Here is a 24868-nt window from a genome sequence, read left to right on the forward strand (position 1 = left end):
AATTTCTCAAAGGGTAAATCAAAGATACTAGATGTAAACGGGGTACACTCGAAGTGATAGCGCTTCCTTTGTAATATAAAATTATACCTCACGGGAGGAGAAAAAAGGGGGATTCGCATGAATATATCATTCAAGAAGTTCTCATTATTAACATTAACCATGGTACTAGCCACCACACTTGCAGCCTGTTCGTCCGGTGCGGGAAGTGCCGAGAATGAAGCTGAGCCAAACACACAGCAGGATGCGGGAGGACCACTTACGAAATACGACCCACCCATTAAATTAACTTCTACCATGAATGAAACGGGGAAAGAATCGCTAGCCGAAGGAGATACACACGCCAATAACATCTGGACCAGAGGGTATAAGGATGAACTCGGTATTGATGTATCGTACGAATGGATTGTTCCGGATGCTAATTATAACGATAAGATGAATGTTACGCTCGCGAGTGGTGATCTGCCGGATGTACTGAAAGTGAGCGCTGTGCAATTCGAACAACTGCATGAAGCGGGAATGCTGGAGGATCTGACCGAAGTATATGACAAGTATGCATCCGAACTGGTGAAGGAGTTCATGTCTGCTGAAGATGGAGCAGGTTTGAAGCCGGTAACCAAGGATGGAAAAATATACGCCATGGTTAGCTTCCCAGGTTCGTTGGATTCCTCGGATATGATCTGGATTCGTCAGGATTGGCTGAAAAAGGTTGGGCTTGAGGCACCTAAAACCATGCAGGATGTCATCCAGATTGCGGAAGCCTTTACCTTCGAAGATCCAGACGGAAATGGCAAAGATGATACGTACGGCATTGCCTTAAACAAGGATTTACCTATCAACGCGTTCTTGCTCGGCTATCATGGTTATCTCGAAACCTGGATTAAGGATGCTTCAGGTCAAGTCGTGAATGGAACGATCCAACCGGAAGTGAAAGAAGGATTGCGTGAGCTCCAGACTCTGTATCAGAAGGGCGTTCTTGATCCCGAATTTGGCGTTAAAGATTTTGCTAAAATGATGGAGGATGTGAATGCTGGCAAGTCAGGCATGTTCTTCCTGCCACAATGGGCACCTTTCCAGGTTAGCAGTATGATTAAGAAAGACAAGAACATCGACTGGATGCCTTACCCGGTTCAATCGATTGATGATCAGCCAGCAAAAACACAGAACCATCTTAGTCTGGGCGGCATATTTGCTGTTCGCAAAGGTTACGAGCATCCGGAAGCGTTAATTAAATTGCTCAATTTCCAGGCTGAAAAAATGTTTGGTGAGTCTGCGAAGGAAGAACGGGCTGCTTACTTAAATGGACTGACAGGTCTTGGTTTTCATAATGCGACGGTTTCTAACCTGCCAGCCAACAAAAATGTGAAGGCGCAGGACGAAGTGGAGCAGGCGCTTCAAACAGGAGATACGTCCGGATTGGAACTCGAAGCGAAGCTGTTCTATGATGATATTATGGATTATCGGAATGGTAATCTCGACAAGTGGCATATGGAGCGGATATTTGGCCCAGAGAGTTCGCAAGGTGTGATTAAATATTATCGGGATAATGACCTGATTGTCATGAATGAATTCATCTATGCACCAACGAGAACAATGAATACCAAGCAAGCTACGCTGGATAAATTGAGAGCCGAGACGTTCCTGAAAATCATCTATGGTAACCTGTCGATTGACGAGTTCGATAACTTTGTTGCCAATTGGAAGAAACTCGGCGGTGATGAGATTACACAGGAAGTGAATGAAACAATCGCTGCTAATCAATAAAGGATTAATTGTTATAATCCAAGAATGAAAAATGAGAAAATGGTGCTCTCCTAAAGGGAGCACCATTTTTTTCGGGTCTGATTATCTGCGTTTCAATAACAGAACTCCACTGATGGCTGATGTTTTCTGGCGGTATACCACTTTGAATCCAATATCGTTGTCCAACAAACAGTTTAATGCATTGATCAATAATGCCCCGGGAACTAATGTAAATGTACACGGAGCGGTGTTTCCAATCACACGTACGCTTTGAATTCTGCGCGCAGAACCAGGCACGAGCGGATTTCTGGACCAATAGATTAACACCAGATCCGGTTGTCGAACAGCATTGACACGAGCCATACTAATCATCTCTTTTCTATTAAAGGTTCTTAATAGTAGATGAAAAGTAGAGGAAAAGGTGCTAGACAGAAGTCATGCTGTTCAATAAATAGACTCTACTTATTCGTAGAATGCTGTTTCGATGGTAACTTGTCTCCAGGTGTTCCCTTGCCATTGTTTTTATTGTGACGCGCTTTTTCGGCATTTTCATTAACTTTCTTCACAAAATCTTGCGTGCTTTCCATTAAAAATTACAGCTCCTTCCACAAGCAAAATGGGTATCCGATTCTTAATATAACCACTGGAAAGTGATTTTATTTTGGGGACATCGCATAATTTAATTTTGATTCAAACAATCCCACGTTAGGTGGGACATACTGGACATGGGAAGTATAGCCGTCTAAACTAGATAGACCAGACATAATAAGAAGGGATGCGCCAATCCAAATATGTTGCAGAAATTCGGTTTTACACAATATGAGAGCCAGGTATACGAGGCTATATTTGCACAAGATGAACCGCTTGATGCCACATCCATTGTTAATTACTCGAACGTTCCCAAAGCCAAAATATATGAAGTGCTTAATCGACTGATCGACAAGGGAACGGTGCTGACCACGATGGATGGAAAGAAAAAATTATATATGGCCGTAGATATTCAGTCCGTTATTCATAAGATCAAGGCAGATTTTGATAAAGATATCGAGGAACTGAAGAGTTACAAAATCAAACGTACATTCACGGATGAACATATCTGGACGTTAAAAGATGAATCATCCATTGGATCAAACATTGAACAACTTATCGAGGAAGCGGAATCATCAATTCTTTTCCTGGCATGGAATGAGCGAATGGAGAAATATCGTGAACTGCTGGAGCAGAAGGAAAAGCAGGGAGTGTACGTTGAAGTGTTAGCCGTAGGGGGAATGGAGACCTCCTTAACGCGTAAATACTCGTTGATTCCATTACTTGACGCGCCGGAGCCATCACAACTGCTCATTGTGGATCATGCTTATCTGTTGTTTGCCGGTGTGGAACACGATTCATGGCGAGCCATCAAGACGATGTCCAAACCGATTGTTAAAGCCATGACTGATTATTTCTACCATGATGTTGCCCTTACTCAAATTACAAAAAAATATGGTGACCAACTGTTGCAGGATGCTGAAATCGAGCGATTGCTCACCAGGTTGATCTATTAAACTATTCTCCAAGAGAATAGTTTTTTTGTTATAACTTTATTTGAAAAAACAATGAAAATAACTATTGAAACTTTCATTCCTATGAGTTACTATCGTAGTTGTAACTTTTGAGGAGGATTCAACATGAATAAGAAAGTATATGTGCTTGCTATCGCAGCATTTGTGGTCGGAACCGTTGAACTGATCTTGGGCGGCATTCTGGACCTGATTGCTACGGATCTTCATCTATCCCTGGCTAAGGCCGGATATTTAATTTCTATTTTCTCACTTGTCTATGCGTTATCTGCGCCGATTTTATTAAATATGACGGCTAGATTCGAGCGTAAAAAGGTATATATGTGTACGCTATTTGTATTTCTGATCAGTAATCTCATCTCTGCGTTCAGCACCAGCTTCTACATGCTGATGGCGGGTAGAGCTCTCGGAGCCGCGACGGGTTCACTTATTTTTGTGCTCTCCCTGACGCTTGCAGCGCGCATTGTGGAACCACAGTATAAAGGACGCGCGGTGGGGACCATTACCATGGGTGGCAGTGCCTCACTTATCCTTGGTGTACCACTTGGTATTTTTGTAGGGAACTTGGCTGGCTGGCGTGAAGTGTTTATGTTGATTGCCATACTGACCGCAGTGGTTATGGTAGCTATCTGGATTGCGATGGATCGAGTGCAGCCGATTCCTGCTGTATCCCTGAAGAAACAGCTTACGGCGCTGTGGAATCCGAAAATGTTGGCAATCCATGCGACGACTTTGCTTGTACTTGCGGGTCATTTGACTTTATATGCGTATTTCACACCATTTCTGCAAGAAACCCTGGGTGCCAGCGCAACGATGGTTACCTTTATCTATATGATGTTTGGGATCGCTGCTGTTGCAGGTGGAGGCATTGGGGGCATGTTATCGGATCGTCTGCATCCTGCTAAAGCGATCGTCATTGTTCTGATTCCCTTTATCGTGAGTATGGCTATCATCCCGTTTAGTGTTCAATTGCCTTTGATTGCCTTCTTGATATTGTTAAGCATCTGGAGTGCACTGAGCTGGACCGTAACGCCTGTACAGAATAGTCTCATTATCAAAACTTCGCCGGAAACAGCCGAAACGCTGATTAGCACCAATTCAGGTATTGCACATGCAGGTATTGCACTGGGTACCTATATCGGTGGTATGGTGATTGATCATTCATCGATTCTGAACACCGGATGGGTTGGCTCTGTACTCATTTTGCTTGGTTTGGTGTCTGCCATCTATGCCATTAGCGTGAAGGAAAAAACCGTTCAGGCGGTTGCTTAGAATAAAGAAATTAGACAAAAAACTTGAACCTCTGCATCCCCGTAGTCAATGGGGTGTAGAGGTTTTTTGCAATCTTACGAGATTAAAGAAGAGTAGATTAAACTATTTTCATATAGAACAAGACTTGCTTTATTCATCGTAATCTATATAATTAAAAGAGTTTTAAAAAGTATTATCTAATGTTAATTATATGATTTGTACCAGGGGAGCAGTGATTATGACCACGAAGACGGAAAAACAAAAAATGCTGGATGGCGAGCTGTACATGGCTTCTGATCTCGAATTGTCCCAGGGCAGGGAATATGCAAGAAGAATGACGCGGACATTTAATCAAACGACAGAAACTGACGGTGAGCTTCGAACCAAGTTACTGAAGGAACTGTTTGGATCTACAGGTGAACATCTGGGCATGGAACCTAATATTCATGTGGATTATGGATATAACATTCATGTAGGCAACCATTTCTATGCCAATTTTAACTGTACGATATTAGATGTGTGTGAAGTTCGTATCGGAGAGTATTGTTTAATGGGGCCTGATGTACATATCTACACGGCTACTCACCCACTCCATCCGCATGAACGCAATACGGGTGCAGAATATGGCAAGCCAGTCACGATTGGAAATAATGTATGGATCGGTGGTAGAGCCGTTATTAATCCAGGGGTTACGATAGGGGATAACGTCGTTATTGCTTCTGGGTCGGTGGTTACGAAGGATGTACCGGATAATATGATCGTTGGCGGCAATCCTGCCAGAATCATTAGAGAGATAGAGCTTTAACTTAATTAAGGGCAGAAGATGGGGAGTGCATCGACTTGATGACTGAAAAAGAGAAATCGCAATTAGGGCTACTATATAATGCCAATTATGATCAAGAGTTAATTGAAGAGCGTTTGTATGCCAAAGGACTTTGTTACGATTATAACCAGCTCCATCCAGGCAAGATCAATGAACGAGAAGCGTTAATTAAGAAACTGCTCGGGAAAACGACTGATCGTTTCCTGATTGAACAGCCCTTTGTATGTGATTATGGTTATAATATTGAAATTGGTGAGAACTTCTATAGCAATCATAATATTGTCATGTTGGATGGAGGCAAAATCAGTTTTGGAGATAACGTTTTTGTTGCTCCAAATTGCGGATTTTACACTGCGGGCCACCCTTTTGATGTGGAGCAGCGCAATGAAGGTCTGGAGATTGTTGGACCGATCACGGTGGGGAATAATGTGTGGATCGGTGGCGGTGTGACCGTTCTTGCCGGTGTGACGATTGGAGACAATACGATCATTGGAGCAGGGAGCGTAGTGACCAAGAGTGTACCGTCTGGGGTGATTGCTGCGGGTAACCCTTGCAGGGTCATTCGCGAGATAACGGAAGAAGACAAAACAAAGTACAGCAGGGATGTAGTGAAGAACATATAGTAAAGAATATCCTAACAGCCAATGAGAATGCCTGATGTTTATCATGTAACATCGGGTATTTTCAATAAAATCCCCCAGACAGTAAATATGCCAAAGTATCGTATAATCGACACTTTCTCATGTGATTTGCTGGGGGATAGACGGATATATCTGTTACATTTGCTTAAACATTGCTTGAAAAATCTTAACGCTGCAAACTTTTCCCGTTACTGCTGATCACTTCTTTGTACCAATGGAAGGATTTTTTGCGGTAACGTTCGAGTGTTCCTGAACCATCGTCATGACGATCAACATAGATGTAGCCATACCGTTTTTTCAATTGGGCAGAAGACGCACTGACTACATCAATGCAACCCCATGATGTATAACCCATAATTTCAACGCCATCTTCAATGGCTTCGCCAACCTGAACCAGATGATCATTCAGATATTGAATTCGGTAGTCATCCTCAACGGTTTTCTCGCCGTCTGCACCCGTGATTAACTCATCGACAGCGCCAAGACCATTCTCTACAATAAACAGTGGTTTCTGATAACGGTCATAGAACATGTTAAGCACATAACGCAGGCCTTGCGGGTCGATCTGCCATCCCCATTCACTTGCAGGCAGATAAGGGTTAGGTACGCCGCCAAGCAGGTTACCTTCACCTGCGATTTGTTTCTCCGGGTCTGCTGTCTGGCAGATACTCATGTAATAACTGAAAGAGATGAAGTCCACTGTATTCAGAAGCATGTCCTCGTCGCCAGCTTCCATCTGAATCTCAATCCCGTGTTCCCGGAAATAACGTTTCATATAACCAGGGTAGCGACCTCTTACATGCACATCACCGAAGAAATAGTTGGTGTGTTCGAATTCCATGACTTTAATCATATCGTCTGGATTCGGTGTCAGCGGATAAGTAGGCATGCTGAGCATCATACAACCAATCTGTGCCGTAGGAATAATCTCATGACAGAGTTTCACAGCAGAAGCACTAGCTACAAACTCATGATGGATCGCCTGATACAAATCCTGCTTGCTAAGCTTCTCCTTCGGCGTATAGATGCCACCACTCATGAAGGGTGCTTCGAGAATCGAATTAATTTCGTTAAAAGTAAGCCAGTATTTTACTTTGTTTTTGTACCGATTAAATACAGCAGTTACATAACGCTCATAGAATCCGACCATTTTCCGGTTAACCCAGCCGTCGTATTCTTTGGACAAGTGAAGAGGTGTCTCATAGTGGGATAACGTTACGAGTGGTTCGATCCCGTATTTGTGACACTCGTCAAACAGATCGTCGTAGAACTGCAGACCTTCTTCATTCGGTTCCAGCTCGTCCCCTTTTGGGAAAATCCGGGACCAGGCGATGGAAGTACGGAATACTTTGAAGCCCATCTCTGCAAACAGTTTTACATCTTCCTTGTAACGATGATACAGATCGATACCGATCAGTTTCATGTTATCTTCGGTTGGTTCTTCCGTGATCGGGCCCATGATGCCTTTGGGAGCTACATCCTGAGTAGATAATCCTTTGCCACCTTGATTGTATGCACCTTCAGCCTGATTGGCTGCAATTGCGCCACCCCACAGGAAATTTTCCGGGAATTGATAGGTTTGATTTTGAGAGTTGCTCATGTGTATCGCTCCATTCATCAAATTTTATTTAAGAGGTTGTTCAAAAAGCCCGCTTTTGATTACAAAAGATGCCTAACGGCATCATCAGCATCGAATATGGAATTCAGCCGAAATGTCCGTTGCTCACGTAGTTTTCCCTACGCTCTGCTACTCCATTTCTATCTTCATCCCATCTTCTCGGTACTGAAAACCGATCTTTTTGAACACGCACTTTAAGGTGATCCATGTATGACATAAAAAAGCTTAAACGTTGTAACGGGTTACACGTCAAGTTTTACTTTTGATCCCAATCTGAGGCATACTATTATTCGAAGTAAGTTCAACTAAAATTTACACGAAAACGGAGAGGACAGAAATAACCAGAAGAAGCGAAGCGGTCGCCTTTATCCCCGGATTTTCCCGTTTAGATAAGGGGAATTAAAAAAAATCTGGGGATAACAGCGATCGGAAGGTTGTTCTGTCATCGAAGTTCCAGTGTAAATAATCTTGGTTGAACTAATATCGTTCGTTAGCAAGAAAGGAGTCTCCGATGTCCAAGTTTGATGAAATTATGAAGCGGTCCGGTTACTCAAAAGCGACAGTGTCACGCGTGATTAATCATTCTCCGCATGTTAGTGATGAAGCAAGGCAGATCATCACGGATATTATGAAACAGTTGAATTATATTCCCAACCGAAATGCGATATCGTTATCAACAGGGCAAACGAAGCAGATTGGAATTGTGACCTCTACCACAGGAGAGATCATTCTTACATTCATGAATCAATTCATTGATACAGCTATGGATTTTGGATTTCAGACGATTATCTATACATCCCGTGGAGATCCGGAGATTGAATTGCAAGCGTTCGAAGATCTGCGCAGTAAACGAGTCGATGGGCTGGTGATTATCGCTTGTGTCAATGACCCTCGCAAGTTGAAAGCATATTGTGAGTATGGTCCCATTGTCTCCTGGCAGCGAATGGGGAATGACGAGATTCCGTCTGTCGCGATGGATCAGGCAGAAGGGTATACGTTAGCTCTGGAGCATCTGGTTTCGAGAGGATACACTCGAATTGCAAATGCATTTGGCAGGGCTGAAAGTTTGAATACCCAGAGCCGCCGTGAAGCTTATGAATCTTATATGAAGAGCAAAGGGTTACCTGTGTGGTCTGAAGCGTATCAATATTCTGTATTCAGCTCCACAGATGGCGAAGAAGCGATGTGCAGAATGGCAGAGGGGCCAGAACTTCCACAAGCTGTATTATGTTCGAATGATTATGCAGCCATCGGCATTCTGAGTGAAGCACGCAGACGAAATATCCAGGTACCGGAACAACTCGCCATTGTGGGGTTTGATGATATTGAGCTTTCCCGTGTTCTCGGAATCACGACCATACACAATCCGATCGCAGAGCAAGCCACCCAAGCATTTCACCAATTATGGGCTGTATTGGGTAAAACAGAGCTGAAAACCGAGAAGCTGACATACCAGCTGATTGAGCGTGAGACAACTTGAATCCGTAAGACCTGAACCTGATGTGGGAATCGGGTTTTGTGGATTCAATAATTATTCAAATTTGAAGCATTTTCGAATTAACCTCATACGTTATACTGAGGATAAGCTTCAGAACAACATATCTGTACGGAGATGTGGCGTGAAGTTTTCGTATCATGTTACAAGTTACATATTTCACAAACGATTAGCGGGAAAGGTGAGAATGGACCTTATGAAAACAGTGACAGGCCGATTCAGAATTGCGGGCATATGGGAGGGTGTGTCATTACTTCTATTAATTTTTATTGCTATGCCTCTGAAATATTTTGCAGATATCTCTTCCCCTGTAGCCGTAATGGGCATGATTCATGGTATTTTGTTTCCTTTGTACCTTATTGCGCTAGTGCATCTGGCTGTGGTCAAAAAGTGGAAGATTACGCGCTGGCTGATGGGTGGAGTGGCCGGTCTTCTGCCATTTGGAACTTTTGTATTTGAATCTTATCTTCGAAAGAGAGATTGGAATTAATATGTAATAAAAGAGGCAAAATCAATAAAATACAAATCAAAGCAGGCGACCCAGTACGGATGTTATCCGAAGAGGTCGCCTGCTGAGTTCTATCGAGTTTTATTTCACTACACCTGTTTGACGATCGGACAACAGGCTGACTCCAACATCGCCAGAGGCATTGGACACAGGTGCATAGGCCGAGAAGGAAGTAACAACAACTAGGGCAGTGAACAGAAATAAGAATGATTTTTTCATACCATAACCTCTTTCTTATGGGGATATATTCCATTTAATTGTAACGCACATAGGCTATACTTGAAAAGAAAAATTTTAACTAAGAAAGCCATTGAATGATGGAAAGGGTTGAGTTTCTGTGAAAGATATTCATGAATTAACATCCATAGAAATGGTTGAAGAGGCTATTCAGCAACATGAATTCGTTTTTTTGTATGTATCTCGTCCGGAGTGCAATGTATGTCACGCTTTACTTCCCAAGATCAGGGCGTTGCTTGAACCTTATCCATCCATATATTTGGGGCACATTGATGCTAACGTAGTGGAAGAAGTCGCTTCCAGGTTTCTTATTTTTACCGTTCCAACAATGATCATGATTGTGGAGCAGAAGGAATATATTCGAGCGGATCGTTTTGTGCGCTTGGAACGTCTGGAAGAGCAGCTGCAACAGATTTACTCCATGTATAACCAGGATGGGGAATAGAAAGTGAAAGCTTCAGGAACGGCGGCTCATACGTGAGCCGTTTTTTGTGCTCGAAAATTAAAGTGTTGCCATGAAAACGGTTTTATGATAATTTAAACATTATAAAAACGTTTTTATAGCAAAGGAACAAAAATTATGGCAAAAATAACGATTAAAGATGTAGCAAGGGAAGCTGGCGTATCCATATCTACCGTCTCCAACGCTTTAAATGGTGTAGATGTCTTAAACCCGGAGACGAAATCACATGTCCTCAAGGTGGCAGAGCGATTGAATTATGTGCCCAACCTGAATGGCAAGCTTTTGAAATCCGGCCAAACCAAAATGCTCGGTTTTTTCACTACAAGTGTATCGGGCCCGTATTTCTATAAGCTGGTTGAATCGATGTCTCGCGAATGTGATCGTCTTGGGTATGGTTTGAATGTATTTGTGACCAAGGATAAACACGTTATTATGAGTAATATTCTGGGTCGGCGGGTGGATGGTGTCATTATATACGAAGAGCTTCGGATCGATGAGCAAGATATTATCGCCATGGAGAAAGACAAGATCAAGGCTGTTTTTCTGGATCGGGTCTATCAGAGCGATACGATGGGAAGTGTCATTTTTGACTCGTATGTGGCTGCTTACGAAGCAACCAAGTATTTGATTGGGCTGGGACACAAGAAAATTGCTTATATTTCCGGTGTGGACACGATGTTCGATAGTGTGCAACGTAGAGATGGCTATCTGGCTGCTCTGCATGAATACCAGCTTCCAATCGATGAAGATTACATTATACAGGGGTATTTTGAAGAGGATAGCACATATAGTGCTATAAAATCTTTTCTTCATTTGCATCCCAGCAAGCGGCCGGATGCATTTCTTGCAGGGAATGACTTGAGTGCAATTGGCTGTATGCATGCGTTGAAGTCAGAGGGCTTTGAAGTGCCTCAGGATGTTAGTGTCGTAGGTTTCGATGATATTGATATCGCACAGTATTTTTCTCCACCGCTCACAACGGTAAGAAATCAGATTGCAAGACAGGGTATCCTGGCCATCAATCAACTGGTAGGCATGATCAAGGAGAAAGAACAAGGGGCAGCGCAAAAATTGGCGGGTGAACTGGTGGTTAGAGGTTCAAGTCATGTGAAGATCGACCGGAAAGACTATCGTATATAAGTTAACTCAGCTGCTTCTCCGGTCTTTTTTTACATAAATACAAACAAAGGGGGTTTTTATGGCGAAAAATAAAAACGTTTTTATAATAAATGTAAGGCGGAGGGGAGTACAAAAACGTGGATAAATTAGCCGTAGAAACTTCAACCGGTAAACATACGGTCGGTCCTAACGGAAAGAAGCCCATCGGGCAACGGATCAAAGAATTCATAGTGGATTATCGAAGACAATGGGAGATTCAATCCATGATTATCCCTGGCATTATATTTATGATTATTTTCTGTTATATCCCGATCTACGGATTGACGATTGCCTTCAAAAATTACACGGTCATTGATACGCTTGCTACGGCTCCATGGGTAGGACTGGATAACTTCAGAATCATTTTGTCTGACAAATACTTCTGGGATGCAGTTGTGAACACACTGGGGATCAGCTTTTTGAAACTGGGGATCGGCTTTGTCATTCCAATTATTCTTGCGATCATGATCTATGAGTTAAACAGCGGACGCTTCAAAAAGTTTGTGCAAACGATTTCATATTTACCCCACTTTTTGTCCTGGATCGTACTCGGGGGAATGCTGATCACCTGGTTTTCAACAACGGGCTTATTTAACCAGTTGTTGCTTAGTCTTGGAGTGATATCGCAACCGCAGAACATTTTGCTGGATGCAGGCAAGTATTGGTGGATTGCTACCTTATCCGATATTTGGAAAGAGGCAGGCTGGGGAACGATTCTGTATCTGGCGATTATGGCGAAGATTGATCCTACGTATTATGAAGCTGCCAAAATCGATGGTGCAAGCCGTCTCAGACAGATATGGAATATCACATTACCTAATATGCGCTCCATCATCAGCCTCAATTTGATTCTAACTGTAAGCGGTTTATTGGGGTCGAATCTGGATCAGACCCTGGTTCTCATGAACTCCCAAAACCGCGATAAAGCGGAAGTCATCAATTCATACGTGTATCGTATGGGGATGTCTCAGGGTGACTTTTCATATGCCACGGCCGTTGGCTTGGGTGTCTCAATCATATCTGTCATTCTGCTCGTCACGGCGAACAAAATTACCAGCAAATTAAATGATAATCAATCTGTGTTGTAGAAGGAGGCATCCCGCGTGAATGGAAAGGTGGCAAAAGAAGATCTCGATAGTCGGATCTTTGATACCTTAAATATGATTTTGTTAATCATCTGTACGATCGTTATTCTGGTTCCGCTCTGGAATGTCATTATCTCTTCCTTTAGCTCAGGCAAAGCGTTGGCGGAAGGCGGATTCATCTTCTGGTCACCGGAATTCTCGCTAGAGAATTACAGAGCGGTATTCAACGATCAGGGCATATGGCAGGCTTTCTTCATATCGGTGTCCAAAACAACGATTGGTGTTGTTACACATGTGTTCTTCTGTGCAATGGTTGGTTACGGTCTGAGCAAAAAGTACATAAGAGGCCGTAAATTATACGTTGCCATGGGTGTTATTACAATGTTCTTCTCGGGCGGCATGATCCCGACATACCTATTAATCAAATCCCTTGGATTGTTAAACAGCTTCTGGGTGTACATTATTCCGGCGTTATTCAGTTTCTATGATGTCGTGATTCTGATGAATTTCTTCCGAAATGTCCCGGATTCTCTGGAGGAGTCGGCTAAGATTGACGGCGCAGGGGATTGGCATATTTTCCTAAAAATATTCATTCCACTCTCCATGCCTGCCATGGCTACAATTGCGCTATTTAATGGGGTGGGGCAATGGAACGACTTCATGACAACCAAGTTATACATTACCGATCAGTCACTGTATCCACTTCAGATGATGCTGTTTGAGATTATCGTTCAGTCCCAGACCCAATCCATGCAAAATGTTGGGGGTTCGGCTGTGATCGAAACAACGACGAAAGGCGTGCAGTTGGCCACGATTGTCATTACAACACTCCCGATCGTACTGATCTATCCCATCGTTCAGAGATACTTTATCTCGGGAATGATGCTGGGTGCGGTCAAGGAATAGAAGAAACAAATACCCCAATATGAGGAGGAACAAAAACATGTTGAAGTTGAACAAGGCATCAGGAAAAAAAGGGATTACATTGTTCGCGACATTACTTGCCGCAGTGATTATGATAACGGGTTGCAGCGGTGGATCTGGGGGCTCTAGTGAAGGGAATTGGGTATCCATTGAAGATCGGTATACGGTTGACCCGGAAAAGCCGGCTTGGCAGTTGGATAAAAAGGAAGAAGCTACAGACCTGACGTGGTACGTCAATGCGGACTGGTGGAACACCGATTTTGGCAAGGACATTGTCACGAAGAAAATTAAAGAGGATCTGAACATCAATATTAAATTCATCACGGGTGATGATACCAAGTTGAACACCTTTTTCGCCGGCGGAGATATGCCTGACCTGCTAACGGTATTTGACTCCAATTCTCCAGTGGTACAAAAAGCCGCTACCTGGGCTATGCCTCTGAACGATCTGGCGGAGAAATATGATCCTTATTTTAATAAAGTTGCGGCTGCCGATACATTGAACTGGTTCCAATTGGCGGATGGCAAAACCTATGGTTATCCGAACTATTCCAATACACAGGAGGATTATGATAGCGGTAACATTCCTGCCAAAACGGCATTTATCATTCGTAAGGATGTGTACGAAGCTTTGGGTAGTCCGGTCATTGGAACGCCAGAGGAATTCCAGAGTGTGATGAAACGAATTAAGCAGGAGTTTCCTGCGCTGATTCCGTTTGGATTCAACTCCATTGGTGAAGGAACGGGTTCACTCGGGGATACATTGCAAGATTTCATCGGCGTCCCGCTGGAGACCGAATCGGGAGAATTCTACGATCGTAATCTGGATGAAGATTACCTCACGTGGTTGAAGACATTGAACACCGTGTACAGAGATGGCAATATCAGTGATGACAGTTTTGCTGATGATGGAACGGCTTTTGAGGAAAAAGTAAAGTCTGGTAAATACGCGACCATGCTGCTTGACGGTACACCTCAACAAGGAGGAAACCTGCAAATATACATGAGTGCCAACCCGGGCAAAGAATATATTGCAATTGATGGTCCGCAGAGCACCAAAGGCAATGCCCCGACATTGAATCAATCCGGGATAACCGGATGGATGATCAATTACATCTCCAAGGATTGTAAAGATCCGGCCAAGGCGATTCAAATTTTCACATATTTGCTCAGTGAAGAAGGACAGACACTTATGAATTACGGGATCGAAGGGGAGACCTTCCAAACCAAAGCCGACGGTAGTGTCGAATTACTGCCAGCAGTGAAAGACATGCAACTGAATAACGCAGATCAATTCAAAAAGGATTATCGGATGGGTGAGTTTATGTTCTTCGGCCATGATCGTCACAAAGCACTCAGTGCAGATGCTTTTCCGGAAGCGATTAAACAGATGCAGGAGTGGGGCAAAGGCAAGCTGAAACCACACTTTATTCTGGAAAACATTAGTCCGGACCAAGGTACTCCTGAAGCTCGTGCGTTGTCAGCAATCAATACGAAATGGAATACGACACTGGTGAGCATGGTGCGGTCGAAGGATGATGCGTCGTATGACAATGCATTGGCTGCTTACAAGTCATTTTTGGGTGAAAACCGCTGGGAAGAGATTGTGAAGGTACGAAGTGAAAAGATGAAATTGAACAAAGAGAAACTAGGTATTCAATAATAGAAAAATGAAATATGAAATATGAAGGAGAATCTTATGACTACATTCAAAATGTACAAATCCACAGGAGAAGATGAATTATTTGTATCCGTGTCCTCGGATCAATGGCAACCTCTTGCCCCTGAACTGGAGACAACCACCATCCATCTGAATGATCAGCTAACGTATCAGGAGATGGACGGATTTGGTGCTTCTTTTACCGATTCATCTGCCTATTTGATTAACCAGATCTTGAGTGAGGAGCAGCGGGAAGAGGTTATGACCCGGCTGTTCCATCCTGAGAAAGGTATTGGGCTCTCGGTCATACGCAACCCGATGGGTGCTTCGGACTATGCGAGAACGGTATACAGTTATAACGATATGCCAGAACAGCAGACAGATCCAGAATTAACCCGGTTCAGTATTATGCATGATGAAGAGGACGTTATTCCGTTAACGCAAAAGGCGTTGGCATTGAATCCTGAACTGAAACTGTTTGCTTCACCATGGAGTGCTCCCGGCTGGATGAAAACGAGCGGATCGATGATTACCGGACAATTGAAAACGGAATGGTATCCTGTTTATGCCGAATATTTCGTGAAATACATTCAAGGGTATAGAGAGCATGGATTACCGATCCATGCCATCACACCACAGAATGAGGCGCTTTATGAACCAGGGCATTATCCCGGTATGTTGATGCCGGCTGAAGCGCAAGCGGAATTTATCAAAAACCATCTCAAACCAGCCTTTGTTCGTAACGATATTCAAACCAAAATTCTCTGTTACGATCATAACTGGGATCAACCGGACTATCCACTTACTGTGCTGGAACAAGTGGGAGAGGCAGTGGACGGCGTAGCCTGGCACTGGTATGGGGGTGATGCATCTGCTCAAACAAAGGTATACGAAGCCTTTGCAGGCAAAGAAGTACATTTCACCGAAGGCTCAGGTGGGGAGTGGATCCCGCCATTTGAACAAGCCTTCTCGAATGTGATGAGAACGGGGATTCAGATTCTGCGCAATTACAGCAAGTCGTTGGTACTTTGGAATATGGCACTGGACGAGAACAATGGGCCTACGGTTCCTGGTTTTGGCCGCAGTACGTGCCGTGGTATCGTGCAAGTGAATCAGCAGACGAAGGAGCTTACGTATACACTCGATTATTATGCCTTGGCACACTTTAGTGCCTTGATTCGTCCAAAGGCTGTTCGCATTGAATCAACGTCCAGTGATCATGCGATCTGTTCCGTGGCTTTCAAAAATGTAGACGGTTCCGTCGCACTAGTCCTCTTCAATGATGGAGATGGGACGGGTAACGTACAGGTCAAGCTGCGCGACGATACATTGATGAAGTTTCAGCTGGAAAGCAAGAGTGCCTTGTCTGTATTAATCAAAGGTTGATCAATGGATGAAGTTATAAATAGGTTTCATCAGAAACGAAAGCAAAAGAAGCGACGTCCGGAGAATACATGGACATCGCTTCTTTTGCTGACATTACTTGTGGATGGATCACCTTATAAAGGTTGAATGGCAAGATTGGGCGTTCCACTACTCTCATCTACGAACAGAATATATTGATTGCCAGCGGTCCCCGTTAAGACCAGACCGGGTTGACCTGCAACACCAGGATTGTAATACCTGAGCTGCTGTACAATCGGCAGAGCTACTGGAAGCACTGGTTGATTAAGTGCCATTAATTGTGTAGTAGCCTTGACGCTGTCTCCAGCTTCAATAACACCGCCTACACCCAGATTATTAACGATAGAGGAGCTGGCATTGATTTGGAGGCTGCCTGCTACGGTCTGGCTACCATTGACCTGTAGATCAACGCCAATGGTTTCATTACCATTGACTTGCAGATCCTGATTAATGGTCTGATTACCGGTGACAAGAATACTATCAAATGTTGGCAATGAGATCATCTCCTATATAGTATTCTTATATTCTATGAGGACAAGATTTGAACCGACCCGGGTGACTACACATTATATGTACGAGATAAAGCCCGTTTTACATGATGAGCCAGTGAAGTCATTCATTGAAGAAACCATGCCACGATTTCGTGCATATTGTAGCCAGAGAATGTTTTCGTACGGAACGGGAGGGTTTGCTATCCGAAAGAAGTCCAAAATGCAGGTTAAGTCTATAAAGAAGAATCGTTCAGTTCACGATGCAAACCAGTTATTTCTGAGACAGATGCATGCAGTACTGAACAGAAAACTCAAATCCATGCGCAAACATATGGCAGTACAGCAGTCGGATCTCAAGCAACAATGGTTGAAAATGATGCAGGAGGAACATGCAACTAATCGAGTAAAGTCCAAAGTGATCTATAAGGAGTTAAATGTGCTTCTGATTACACCGTGTAATGACCGGGAAATGTCATCACATTGTGTACTGATTGAACATAGCCTTAAACATCTCGTGAGGCATGTAAATGAGATTAAATATATAGAATCCGTTTCAGCCAGTCTGTCTGCTATGGAGGTTGACCTGATTCTGATTGTTGGAAGTAATGAACAATTGCCGAATGAGAATATCACAGCTCTAAAAGAATCAACCGCCAAAAAAGCAATTTGGTTGTCTCCGAATCAAAATGGAAGTCAGAGCGAAGCCATATTGCCATGGTTTGATCACGTGTTTGTGCAGCATTCATGGTCAATAAGCGAACAGTTGCATCTGGCAGGCTCTGCTCTTAATGAACTATTAATGCCCCCTGATCCCCATATTTTCTGTCCGCAAGCTGTTCCCCCGGAGTATGAATCGGATGTTTATATCATCGGGGATGCAGAACCGGGTAGCATCATCACAACTTTTGCCAAATCGGGTCTTCTGGATAACAAAAACGTTCGGGTGGACGGGAAGGGGTGGACTCCGCTTGGGGATTTCTATCCCGTTCAAAGACATGAAGCTCGTCAGATGTTGTATAACGGAAGCAAACTGGTCATTCATAGTGGAGAATCAATCAAACATTTGATGGAAATTGCCACATGCGGGACGTTTCAGCTCATAGGGCCATCGCTGAATCAGAGTAACATGGTAGACCTTGGTATCTTTCAGCAATACACTTCCGGTGAAGAACTCATTCAGAAGTTTGAATATTACTGGCAGAATATTGATGCAAGAAGACTGGCCGCTAGCCATGCTCTGGCATACATGAAATACAATCAATCCCATCTACAAAAAACACTGCGACTGTTGGATATCATTTTTATATAACCATCAAGAATCTCAGGGTGTATGCTGTATCATGTTGCTCCATTGGAGGCGTTCTGATTGAAGGTAATTGCTCTGCATCTACCCCAGTTTCACCAGATTGAGGAGAATGACCGTTGGTGGGGGGAAGGTTTTACTGAATGGACCAATGTAAAAAAAGCCACTCCCCTATATTCGGGTCATCATCAGCCGAACCAGCCATTTCAGGGGAAATATTATGATCTTTCCGATCCGGATGTGCGAAAGTGGCAAGCAGAAACAGCTAACCAGCATGGCATTTATGGATTTTGTTATTATCATTACTGGTTCAAAGGCAAACGATTGCTGGAAAAACCGGTGAATGAAATACTGAGCAGTGGAGAGCCTGATTTTCCATTTTGTTTGTCTTGGGCCAATGAAACATGGACAAGAAAATGGGATGGCCAGGAATCGGACATTCTCATGGCCCAGAACTATGGGGATCAAGATGATTGGGAAGAGCATTTTAAATATCTGGTAAACGTATTTAAGGATAAACGATATATTCGAGTCGAAGATAAACCGCTATTTCTGATCTATCGGCCAGCAAGCATTCCTCGATGTGAGGAAATGATACAGTTTTGGCGTGAATTGGCTCTGGAGCATGGCCTGAAAGGGATCCATTTTGTGCAGACCATTGGCGGGTTCCCTACATTTAATCATCAGATCTTTGATGCAAGTATGGAATTTGAACCACATTACACGTTTGCACATGGACATATGAATGGAATCTGGATCGAAATGAACATTGAGGGTCGGCAGCATATTGCTGTGAATTACGACAAAGTATGGTCCTCCATTCTGGAACGAACACCTCATCGTAACGGAGAAATGATCTATCCAGGTGCTTTTGTCAATTGGGATAATACACCGCGAAGAGGCGTTGACGGCCAGAGTACGCTAGGGTCAACCCCAGAGAAGTTTGGGATATATCTGGCGAGGCAGATGGAGAGAGCGAGGACAGTGTACAATAGTGAATATCTCTTTGTTAACGCCTGGAATGAATGGGCGGAAGGGGCATATCTTGAGCCGGATCAAAAATATGGTTGCGCTTATTTGAGAGAACTCAAAAAAGTAATCCAGCAAGAGTTGTTGAACAGAAACAAGTCTGAGGGAGGGAGTTCCGAATGAGGGAACTCTCTCTTAATTATGCTTGTTCATAAACCCTGTTTCGTAGTCAGTACTGTTGTTTGTCTACGGTACTCCGTAGGTGTGAGCCCTGTATGCTTTTTGAACTGTCTGGAGAAATAGTACAAATCACTGAAACCGAGATGCTCTGCGATGGCAGTGATTGTGTTCGGGGTGCAGGTCAGTAATTCCTTGGCTTTATCGATTTTTTTGCCAGTAATGTAGAGGATCGGAGGAAGGCCAATCTGCTGCTTGAAGAATCGAATGAAATAATTCGGATGCATGTAGGCAATCTGGGCCAGATCCTGAACTGAAATATTCTCTTCAATGTTGGAATCAATGTAAGCCAGAATGGTGGATAGCTTCTCCATAACCGGCACGTTAATAAAAGAGATCTGATCCAGATCGAGATTCATTATATAGTGGGACAGTAACTCGGTCAGTTTGCTCTTGGCCATCATATGGGCATAGACTGAGTCGGATTTGGCATATGCAAGGATACTGCTGAAAATCCCCTGAATCAACTCAGGTTGATCCAACGTGCAGCTATTCGGAAATTTCAGAATTTGGAACAGATTGATTCCCCCAACTTTTGCACTAAAGTGACACCAATATTTGAGAAAAGGACGGTCATTTATGGCAGAGTAGGATTGTTTGATTCCTTCCGGCATTAAAATAAGCTGATTAGGCGCAGGGTAAAACTCTTCGTTCCCAATCTTGAGCCAGCCTTCACCTTCACATATGAAATAAAACTTGCTGTAATCGGGTGTATAATCCAGATCTCTCCAATCGATATCGCAACGATTATAGTTGACCATGAATAATTCAACTTGCAGATTGGACAGGTAGTTTGTAAGCAACGTTTGGTGGTTCATGTTATTCATCTCCATACAAGGTTAGTATTGTCCATCTAAAAGTTAGTGTTCTGCATGTTTAACCTTTGGCCGTAACACTACAATACAAGTGCAGATGATAACGGAGGGAATGAGAACAGTTCATGGACAAAAATGAATATTTGCAACAGATCGAAGCAACAATTGAGAACGGTAAATTTAAGGACAACTGGAGTTCGCTCAGCGCTTTCCAAGTTCCAGAATGGTACCCAAAAGCGAAATTCGGTATATTCATCCACTGGGGGCTGTATTCCGTCCCAGCTTATGATAGCGAATGGTATTCGCGAAATATGTATATTCAAGGCTCCAAGGCTTATGAACATCACCTTGCGGTGTATGGACCTCATAAAGACTTTGGTTATAAAGACTTCATCCCGATGTTTCGTGCAGAGAAGTTTGATGCCGATGAATGGGCAACTTTATTTAAACAGGCCGGAGCCAAATATGTTATGCCTGTAGCTGAGCACCATGATGGTTTTCAGATGTACAAGAGCTCTATCTCTCACTATAACACATATGAAATGGGCCCCAAACGAGATATTCTGGGCGAGATGAAGGTTGCATATGAGAAGCAGGGATTAACCTTATGTGTATCGTCCCACCGTGCGGAGCATTGGTTCTTCATGTCTCACGGGAAGGAATTCGAGTCAGATATTCAAGAGCCCCTGAAACGTGGTGATTTCTATTGGCCTGCCATGCCAGAACCGGATCATCATGATCTGTATGGTTCGCCTCCGACCGAGGAGTATCTGGAAGACTGGTTGATTCGTTGCTGTGAACTGGTAGATCAATATCAGCCGAAGGTCTTCTATTTCGATTGGTGGATTCAAACGGTTGCATTCAAACCCTATTTGAAGAAATTTGCGGCCTATTATTATAACAAAGGTGAAGAATGGGGCGAGCCTGTTGCGATCAATTATAAACATGAGGCCTATATGTTTGGCAGTGCCGTTCCGGATGTGGAGCGCGGACAGTTCGCTGATCTCAAGCCTTATTTCTGGCAAACGGATACGGCTGTCGCTAAAAATTCATGGTGTTATACGGAAAATAATAACTATAAAACGGCCGAGGAGATCATTCGGGATCTCGTCGATATTGTAAGCAAGAACGGAAATCTTCTGCTGAACATTGGCCCCAAAGCAGACGGCAGTATACCCGATGAAGATCGCGACATTTTGCTGAGCATCGGCAAGTGGCTTGAAGTGAATGGAGAAGCGATCTATGACACGACATTCTGGCGTACGTTTGGCGAGGGTCCAACCGAGGTGAAGGAAGGGCAATTTACGGATGGGGATACCAAGGCGTTTACGAGTGAAGATATACGGTTTACGATAAAAGAAAGCAGTCTGTATGCCACGGTTCTTGCCTACCCGGATAACGGAGTGATTCACATTAAATCGCTGAAGGAAGGTTCTCATCATTTCCAAGGCGTTATTCAAGACATTCAGGTACTTGGATACGAAGAAAAACCGCAATGGGAGAGAACTACGGACGCACTGACAATCACAACGACAACTGTGAAGAGTAATGCACCGATTGTTTTCAAAATTGAATTGGATTAATCTCAAAGATCATTCTCAATACGGTTATTATAAAAAGGGCGCATCCAGGAGTATTGTTCTCATTGGATAGCGCTCTTTGGGTTGTTTAACTTTTGCAGTAATAATCAATATTCTGCAATGACTTACACTCTTCTCCGGGTTCGAGCGGTAGACAGGCGAGACTTGATACCTCGTTTTTTGAATAATCGAGGTGTTTTTCGTTTGCGTTTAACTGCACGATTCGGGTTGTGACGGGAAGTTTTCTTATTTATGGGTTCTGGTGTTGATGGACGTATGGGGAGTTCACATGGTTCCTCCGGTGATTTTTTCAACGCTGTGTAGTTAACAGGCAAGATATTCAATGCCCGCATCGTACGGGGAATTTCCTCGTTCATGAACACGGCAAGTTCCCGCTCACGAATGTCCGTCCATTCCGAAATCCCAAGCAGAATATCATCCACATAGCCGGGGTGACATACAATCTCAGTGGTTCCTTCTTGCAGCGTAAACAAATGATGAAGCAGTCGCTGCAAGCCTTCATTGTCTCCATAAGTATCCAACAATATCATCTCGGTCATTCGGGGGACAGGCGCTTGGGGAATGGAATGAACGATCTGAGATTTGCGGAGTGGTACATTTTCCCGAATGGCTTTTTCTGCCATAATTTGATATATCATGGGATCGTTCTGATGCAGCAAATGATGGGCATCCAAATGTGTAGGGTAACGGAAAGCTTCTATAAACCGATTCCATTGTGCATCAAGTTCTTTGATGATATCAGCGGGATCTCGTACATATACACTATTTCCGTTATGAAAAGAACCATCTTTTTTCACTAAAGAAGATACGCTTCCCGGATCGCAAACAGGGCATCCGTAGGTGAGGTTGAAATGCAAACCGATCCCGAAATCAGGTAGCGACTGTGCAGCATGCACTGCATGATCAAAGCCAGGCATATTGACCATCATCGAAGTACTCGTAATTCCTCCTGATTGATAAGCTTTAATAATGCCTTCGTTAATGGCAGGTGACAATCCAAAGTCGTCTGCATTAATAATTACTTGCCTGCTCATGTCCAGTGATCCCCCTCCCTCGGATTGAAAAAATCGAATAGTATCTAGCTAATATATTAAAGGAACAAACAAGGGGATCGTACATTCGCACAGGTTTGCTAAAAATCTTGCTCTTATCAAATCAATACATGACCGTTTCGTCGAATGTGTCAAATTCAGTCTAAACACTGCAAAGTAAGGATGTATGTCCATCCCTGGGGAGAGATATTCAGTTCATATTGCGAATATAATTCACGTAAGTGCTGTCAGTATGGCTCAAACAGACTTGGTATGAAGTAATCTCAGCTGCACAATATCGCGGAAGCACAATGGCGTTATGGGTATGTTTACTCGGACTCACTAAGGAGGCGATTCCGTCAGATGAAGCCAAAAAAACGTATAAAATTTGGTGGAAACATATTTAAGAAAAATAGAGGAGGAGAGGAACATCACAAGTGCTTTGAAATCGAAGCTGAATTGCTTTTCAAGCTGATTGGCGAGTTGAAAGGAGCCATTGTACAGGTTTTTGCCAATCCGACTTCACACAATGTTTCGCTTCTGATCGAGGTGTTGCGTAAATTACTGGCCCTGATTCATCACTCGGATTTGAAAAAGGGAACCCGCGCAGACCTCGAAGCAGTCTTGGAGCTCACAATTGTATCTGCAGAGGCTGTTCCATTCTCTCCAATTAGTGTGGCGACCAATTTGCAACAATTGCTGGATGTGCTGCTCTCTGTTATTTTACAGGGGAATATCGATTCGGCTGAAAAAGATCAACTGGTCATTTTGATTCGGGCAACTGAATTGGCTATTACTACAGGGCTAAGAAACATTGGGAGTCAAGGTCCGGCTGGACCTGCAGGGCCTGCGGGTCCTCAAGGCGTACCTGGACCACAAGGCCCGGCAGGCGCTGCCGGACCTCAAGGTAGTGCAGGACCTGCTGGTACACCGGGAACAGCAGGTGTCACGGGAGCTACCGGCGCAACGGGTGTGGCAGGCCCTGCGGGTGGTGCAACAGGAGCGACAGGTGCAACGGGGAGTACTGGAGCTGTTGGTGCAGCAGGTGTTACAGGAGCAACAGGTGATCCTGGTGTAGCGGGTGCCACGGGAGTGACAGGTGATACGGGTGCAGCCGGAATTGCGGGAGTAACCGGGGCTACAGGTGCCACAGGTGATACGGGACTGACCGGCGCAACCGGGATTACGGGAGTAACTGGCAGCACTGGCGTAACAGGCGCTACGGGTTCTGGAGCTATTATACCGTTTGCTTCTGGCGGACCTGCCATATTGACAACCATTGCTGGTGGACTGGTAGGAACGACAAGTCTCATCGGTTTCGGAAGCTCGGCAACCGGAGTCAGCATTCTGGGTGGCACGATTGATTTGACGGGGACGGTTGTCGGCCCACTCATTAACTTTGCGTTCTCTGCCCCACGTGATGGCGTGATCACTTCCATCGCGGCCTATTTTAGTACCACAGCAGCCTTGGCCTTGGTCGGTTCAACGGTGACCATCACCGCGCAATTATTCAGTTCACCTACTCCGGATAATGCATTCACTGCGGTACCAGGGGCCATCGTTACACTGGCGCCGCCACTCACAGGTATTATTGCTTTGGGAAGCATCTCCAATGGCATAACAACCGGATTGGCGATACCGGTGACAGCAGAGACACGTCTTCTGCTCGTATTCTCCGCGACGGCAACTGGACTCAGCCTTGTGAATACCGTTGTTGGTTATGCTAGTGGTGGCGTAAACATTACATGATGCGATATACATTTTGATCTGGGGCCGACTCAATCGTTTCTTTCAAAATTATAAAATAACCCCATGACTCATGAGAGCCATGGGGTTTGAACTTTTTATACATAGC

The 24868-nt window shown here is 44.0% G+C and carries 24 protein-coding genes; 17 read left to right on the forward strand and 7 right to left on the reverse strand.

Features of this window, described 5'->3' with window-relative positions:
• The first annotated feature begins 117 nt into the window (after window positions 1–117).
• Complete coding sequence (locus MKY85_RS13545) at window positions 118–1761, forward strand: extracellular solute-binding protein (RefSeq protein ID WP_342572900.1); 1644 nt, start codon at window positions 118–120, stop codon at window positions 1759–1761.
• Window positions 1762–1842: 81 nt separating this feature from the next.
• Here MKY85_RS13545 and MKY85_RS13550 read toward each other — a convergent pair whose 3' ends face one another.
• Both MKY85_RS13550 and MKY85_RS13555 read right to left on the reverse strand, forming a co-directional pair.
• Window positions 1843–2103 (reverse strand): hypothetical protein, encoded by a 261-nt coding sequence (locus MKY85_RS13550; RefSeq protein ID WP_339242352.1) that lies wholly within the window; start codon window positions 2101–2103, stop codon window positions 1843–1845.
• Between the two features lie 95 nt (window positions 2104–2198).
• Window positions 2199–2327 carry a DUF4023 family protein gene (locus MKY85_RS13555; protein WP_047842809.1) on the reverse strand — a complete coding sequence of 43 codons (129 nt, stop codon included), beginning with the start codon at window positions 2325–2327 and terminating at the stop codon, window positions 2199–2201.
• Window positions 2328–2531: 204 nt separating this feature from the next.
• Between MKY85_RS13555 and MKY85_RS13560 the strand changes: the two genes are divergently transcribed.
• The 4 genes from MKY85_RS13560 to MKY85_RS13575 all read left to right on the forward strand — a co-directional run bounded on the left by MKY85_RS13560 (window position 2532) and on the right by MKY85_RS13575 (window position 5996).
• On the forward strand, window positions 2532–3284 hold the full coding sequence (locus MKY85_RS13560) for a helix-turn-helix domain-containing protein (RefSeq protein WP_339260927.1): 753 nt from the start codon (window positions 2532–2534) through the stop codon (window positions 3282–3284).
• Window positions 3285–3407: 123 nt separating this feature from the next.
• Window positions 3408–4571 carry an MFS transporter gene (locus MKY85_RS13565; protein WP_342572903.1) on the forward strand — a complete coding sequence of 388 codons (1164 nt, stop codon included), beginning with the start codon at window positions 3408–3410 and terminating at the stop codon, window positions 4569–4571.
• Between the two features lie 217 nt (window positions 4572–4788).
• On the forward strand, window positions 4789–5355 hold the full coding sequence (locus tag MKY85_RS13570) for a sugar O-acetyltransferase (protein WP_342572905.1): 567 nt from the start codon (window positions 4789–4791) through the stop codon (window positions 5353–5355).
• 38 nt (window positions 5356–5393) lie between these two features.
• Window positions 5394–5996, forward strand: coding sequence for a sugar O-acetyltransferase (locus tag MKY85_RS13575; RefSeq protein ID WP_342573363.1), 603 nt, complete (start codon window positions 5394–5396; stop codon window positions 5994–5996).
• Between the two features lie 184 nt (window positions 5997–6180).
• Here the strand turns inward: MKY85_RS13575 and MKY85_RS13580 are convergent, their stop codons facing one another.
• Complete coding sequence (locus tag MKY85_RS13580; RefSeq protein WP_342572907.1) at window positions 6181–7614, reverse strand: glycoside hydrolase family 1 protein; 1434 nt, start codon at window positions 7612–7614, stop codon at window positions 6181–6183.
• A gap of 529 nt (window positions 7615–8143) precedes the next feature.
• On the opposite strand from MKY85_RS13580, the gene MKY85_RS13585 reads away from it, so the two are divergent.
• A complete protein-coding gene (locus tag MKY85_RS13585) occupies window positions 8144–9112 on the forward strand; it encodes a LacI family DNA-binding transcriptional regulator (protein WP_339242360.1) in 969 nt (322 codons plus the stop codon).
• A gap of 211 nt (window positions 9113–9323) precedes the next feature.
• Complete coding sequence (locus tag MKY85_RS13590) at window positions 9324–9617, forward strand: DUF3817 domain-containing protein (RefSeq protein WP_342572909.1); 294 nt, start codon at window positions 9324–9326, stop codon at window positions 9615–9617.
• Window positions 9618–9716: 99 nt separating this feature from the next.
• On the opposite strand, the gene MKY85_RS13595 is transcribed toward MKY85_RS13590, so the two are convergent.
• Window positions 9717–9854: a hypothetical protein gene (locus tag MKY85_RS13595; RefSeq protein WP_339242363.1), complete on the reverse strand. Its 138-nt coding sequence runs from the start codon at window positions 9852–9854 to the stop codon at window positions 9717–9719.
• 118 nt (window positions 9855–9972) lie between these two features.
• Here MKY85_RS13595 and MKY85_RS13600 point away from each other — a divergent pair, with 118 nt between their 5' ends.
• From MKY85_RS13600 to MKY85_RS13625, 6 genes are all read left to right on the forward strand, one after another.
• Window positions 9973–10317: a thioredoxin family protein gene (locus MKY85_RS13600; RefSeq protein WP_339260935.1), complete on the forward strand. Its 345-nt coding sequence runs from the start codon at window positions 9973–9975 to the stop codon at window positions 10315–10317.
• 135 nt (window positions 10318–10452) lie between these two features.
• Window positions 10453–11475, forward strand: coding sequence for a LacI family DNA-binding transcriptional regulator (locus MKY85_RS13605; protein WP_342572910.1), 1023 nt, complete (start codon window positions 10453–10455; stop codon window positions 11473–11475).
• Between the two features lie 116 nt (window positions 11476–11591).
• Window positions 11592–12581, forward strand: a complete 990-nt coding sequence (locus tag MKY85_RS13610) for an ABC transporter permease subunit (RefSeq protein WP_342572911.1) — start codon at window positions 11592–11594, stop codon at window positions 12579–12581.
• Window positions 12582–12596: 15 nt separating this feature from the next.
• Window positions 12597–13484, forward strand: coding sequence for a carbohydrate ABC transporter permease (locus MKY85_RS13615; RefSeq protein ID WP_342572913.1), 888 nt, complete (start codon window positions 12597–12599; stop codon window positions 13482–13484).
• A gap of 37 nt (window positions 13485–13521) precedes the next feature.
• Window positions 13522–15165, forward strand: a complete 1644-nt coding sequence (locus MKY85_RS13620; RefSeq protein WP_339242370.1) for a sugar ABC transporter substrate-binding protein — start codon at window positions 13522–13524, stop codon at window positions 15163–15165.
• A 36-nt stretch (window positions 15166–15201) separates the two neighbouring features.
• Complete coding sequence (locus MKY85_RS13625; RefSeq protein ID WP_342572914.1) at window positions 15202–16548, forward strand: glycoside hydrolase family 30 beta sandwich domain-containing protein; 1347 nt, start codon at window positions 15202–15204, stop codon at window positions 16546–16548.
• Between the two features lie 113 nt (window positions 16549–16661).
• Here MKY85_RS13625 and MKY85_RS13630 read toward each other — a convergent pair whose 3' ends face one another.
• The gene (locus MKY85_RS13630) at window positions 16662–17069 is read right to left on the reverse strand and encodes a hypothetical protein (RefSeq protein WP_244660886.1); all 408 of its coding nucleotides are present in this window, start codon (window positions 17067–17069) and stop codon (window positions 16662–16664) included.
• 307 nt (window positions 17070–17376) lie between these two features.
• Here MKY85_RS13630 and MKY85_RS13635 point away from each other — a divergent pair, with 307 nt between their 5' ends.
• Window positions 17377–18366, forward strand: a complete 990-nt coding sequence (locus tag MKY85_RS13635) for a hypothetical protein (protein WP_342572918.1) — start codon at window positions 17377–17379, stop codon at window positions 18364–18366.
• 57 nt (window positions 18367–18423) lie between these two features.
• Window positions 18424–19512 carry a glycoside hydrolase family 99-like domain-containing protein gene (locus MKY85_RS13640; RefSeq protein ID WP_342572920.1) on the forward strand — a complete coding sequence of 363 codons (1089 nt, stop codon included), beginning with the start codon at window positions 18424–18426 and terminating at the stop codon, window positions 19510–19512.
• A 26-nt stretch (window positions 19513–19538) separates the two neighbouring features.
• Here the strand turns inward: MKY85_RS13640 and MKY85_RS13645 are convergent, their stop codons facing one another.
• Complete coding sequence (locus MKY85_RS13645) at window positions 19539–20384, reverse strand: AraC family transcriptional regulator (protein WP_339260947.1); 846 nt, start codon at window positions 20382–20384, stop codon at window positions 19539–19541.
• 122 nt (window positions 20385–20506) lie between these two features.
• On the opposite strand from MKY85_RS13645, the gene MKY85_RS13650 reads away from it, so the two are divergent.
• Window positions 20507–21964, forward strand: a complete 1458-nt coding sequence (locus tag MKY85_RS13650) for an alpha-L-fucosidase (protein ID WP_342572922.1) — start codon at window positions 20507–20509, stop codon at window positions 21962–21964.
• Between the two features lie 122 nt (window positions 21965–22086).
• Here MKY85_RS13650 and MKY85_RS13655 read toward each other — a convergent pair whose 3' ends face one another.
• On the reverse strand, window positions 22087–23016 hold the full coding sequence (locus MKY85_RS13655) for a ChbG/HpnK family deacetylase (protein ID WP_339260951.1): 930 nt from the start codon (window positions 23014–23016) through the stop codon (window positions 22087–22089).
• A 360-nt stretch (window positions 23017–23376) separates the two neighbouring features.
• Here MKY85_RS13655 and MKY85_RS13660 point away from each other — a divergent pair, with 360 nt between their 5' ends.
• Window positions 23377–24762 carry an exosporium glycoprotein BclB-related protein gene (locus tag MKY85_RS13660; RefSeq protein ID WP_339260953.1) on the forward strand — a complete coding sequence of 462 codons (1386 nt, stop codon included), beginning with the start codon at window positions 23377–23379 and terminating at the stop codon, window positions 24760–24762.
• Window positions 24763–24868: the final 106 nt, after the last annotated feature.

Origin of the sequence: Paenibacillus sp. FSL R5-0749 (genome assembly GCF_038595085.1) — a bacterium.
GTDB lineage: Bacteria > Bacillota > Bacilli > Paenibacillales > Paenibacillaceae > Paenibacillus.

Bases quoted from the DNA above. Each gene is read 5' to 3' on its own strand.
- MKY85_RS13545 (WP_342572900.1), top strand. From the start codon at position 118: ATGAATATATCATTCAAGAAGTTCTCATTATTAACATTAACCATGGTA.
- MKY85_RS13550 (WP_339242352.1), bottom strand. From the start codon at position 2,103: ATGGCTCGTGTCAATGCTGTTCGACAACCGGATCTGGTGTTAATCTAT.
- MKY85_RS13555 (WP_047842809.1), bottom strand. From the start codon at position 2,327: ATGGAAAGCACGCAAGATTTTGTGAAGAAAGTTAATGAAAATGCCGAA.
- MKY85_RS13560 (WP_339260927.1), top strand. From the start codon at position 2,532: ATGTTGCAGAAATTCGGTTTTACACAATATGAGAGCCAGGTATACGAG.
- MKY85_RS13565 (WP_342572903.1), top strand. From the start codon at position 3,408: ATGAATAAGAAAGTATATGTGCTTGCTATCGCAGCATTTGTGGTCGGA.
- MKY85_RS13570 (WP_342572905.1), top strand. From the start codon at position 4,789: ATGACCACGAAGACGGAAAAACAAAAAATGCTGGATGGCGAGCTGTAC.
- MKY85_RS13575 (WP_342573363.1), top strand. From the start codon at position 5,394: ATGACTGAAAAAGAGAAATCGCAATTAGGGCTACTATATAATGCCAAT.
- MKY85_RS13580 (WP_342572907.1), bottom strand. From the start codon at position 7,614: ATGAGCAACTCTCAAAATCAAACCTATCAATTCCCGGAAAATTTCCTG.
- MKY85_RS13585 (WP_339242360.1), top strand. From the start codon at position 8,144: ATGTCCAAGTTTGATGAAATTATGAAGCGGTCCGGTTACTCAAAAGCG.
- MKY85_RS13590 (WP_342572909.1), top strand. From the start codon at position 9,324: ATGAAAACAGTGACAGGCCGATTCAGAATTGCGGGCATATGGGAGGGT.
- MKY85_RS13595 (WP_339242363.1), bottom strand. From the start codon at position 9,854: ATGAAAAAATCATTCTTATTTCTGTTCACTGCCCTAGTTGTTGTTACT.
- MKY85_RS13605 (WP_342572910.1), top strand. From the start codon at position 10,453: ATGGCAAAAATAACGATTAAAGATGTAGCAAGGGAAGCTGGCGTATCC.
- MKY85_RS13620 (WP_339242370.1), top strand. From the start codon at position 13,522: ATGTTGAAGTTGAACAAGGCATCAGGAAAAAAAGGGATTACATTGTTC.
- MKY85_RS13625 (WP_342572914.1), top strand. From the start codon at position 15,202: ATGACTACATTCAAAATGTACAAATCCACAGGAGAAGATGAATTATTT.
- MKY85_RS13630 (WP_244660886.1), bottom strand. From the start codon at position 17,069: ATGATCTCATTGCCAACATTTGATAGTATTCTTGTCACCGGTAATCAG.
- MKY85_RS13635 (WP_342572918.1), top strand. From the start codon at position 17,377: ATGCGCAAACATATGGCAGTACAGCAGTCGGATCTCAAGCAACAATGG.
- MKY85_RS13645 (WP_339260947.1), bottom strand. From the start codon at position 20,384: ATGAACCACCAAACGTTGCTTACAAACTACCTGTCCAATCTGCAAGTT.
- MKY85_RS13650 (WP_342572922.1), top strand. From the start codon at position 20,507: ATGGACAAAAATGAATATTTGCAACAGATCGAAGCAACAATTGAGAAC.
- MKY85_RS13655 (WP_339260951.1), bottom strand. From the start codon at position 23,016: ATGAGCAGGCAAGTAATTATTAATGCAGACGACTTTGGATTGTCACCT.
- MKY85_RS13660 (WP_339260953.1), top strand. From the start codon at position 23,377: ATGAAGCCAAAAAAACGTATAAAATTTGGTGGAAACATATTTAAGAAA.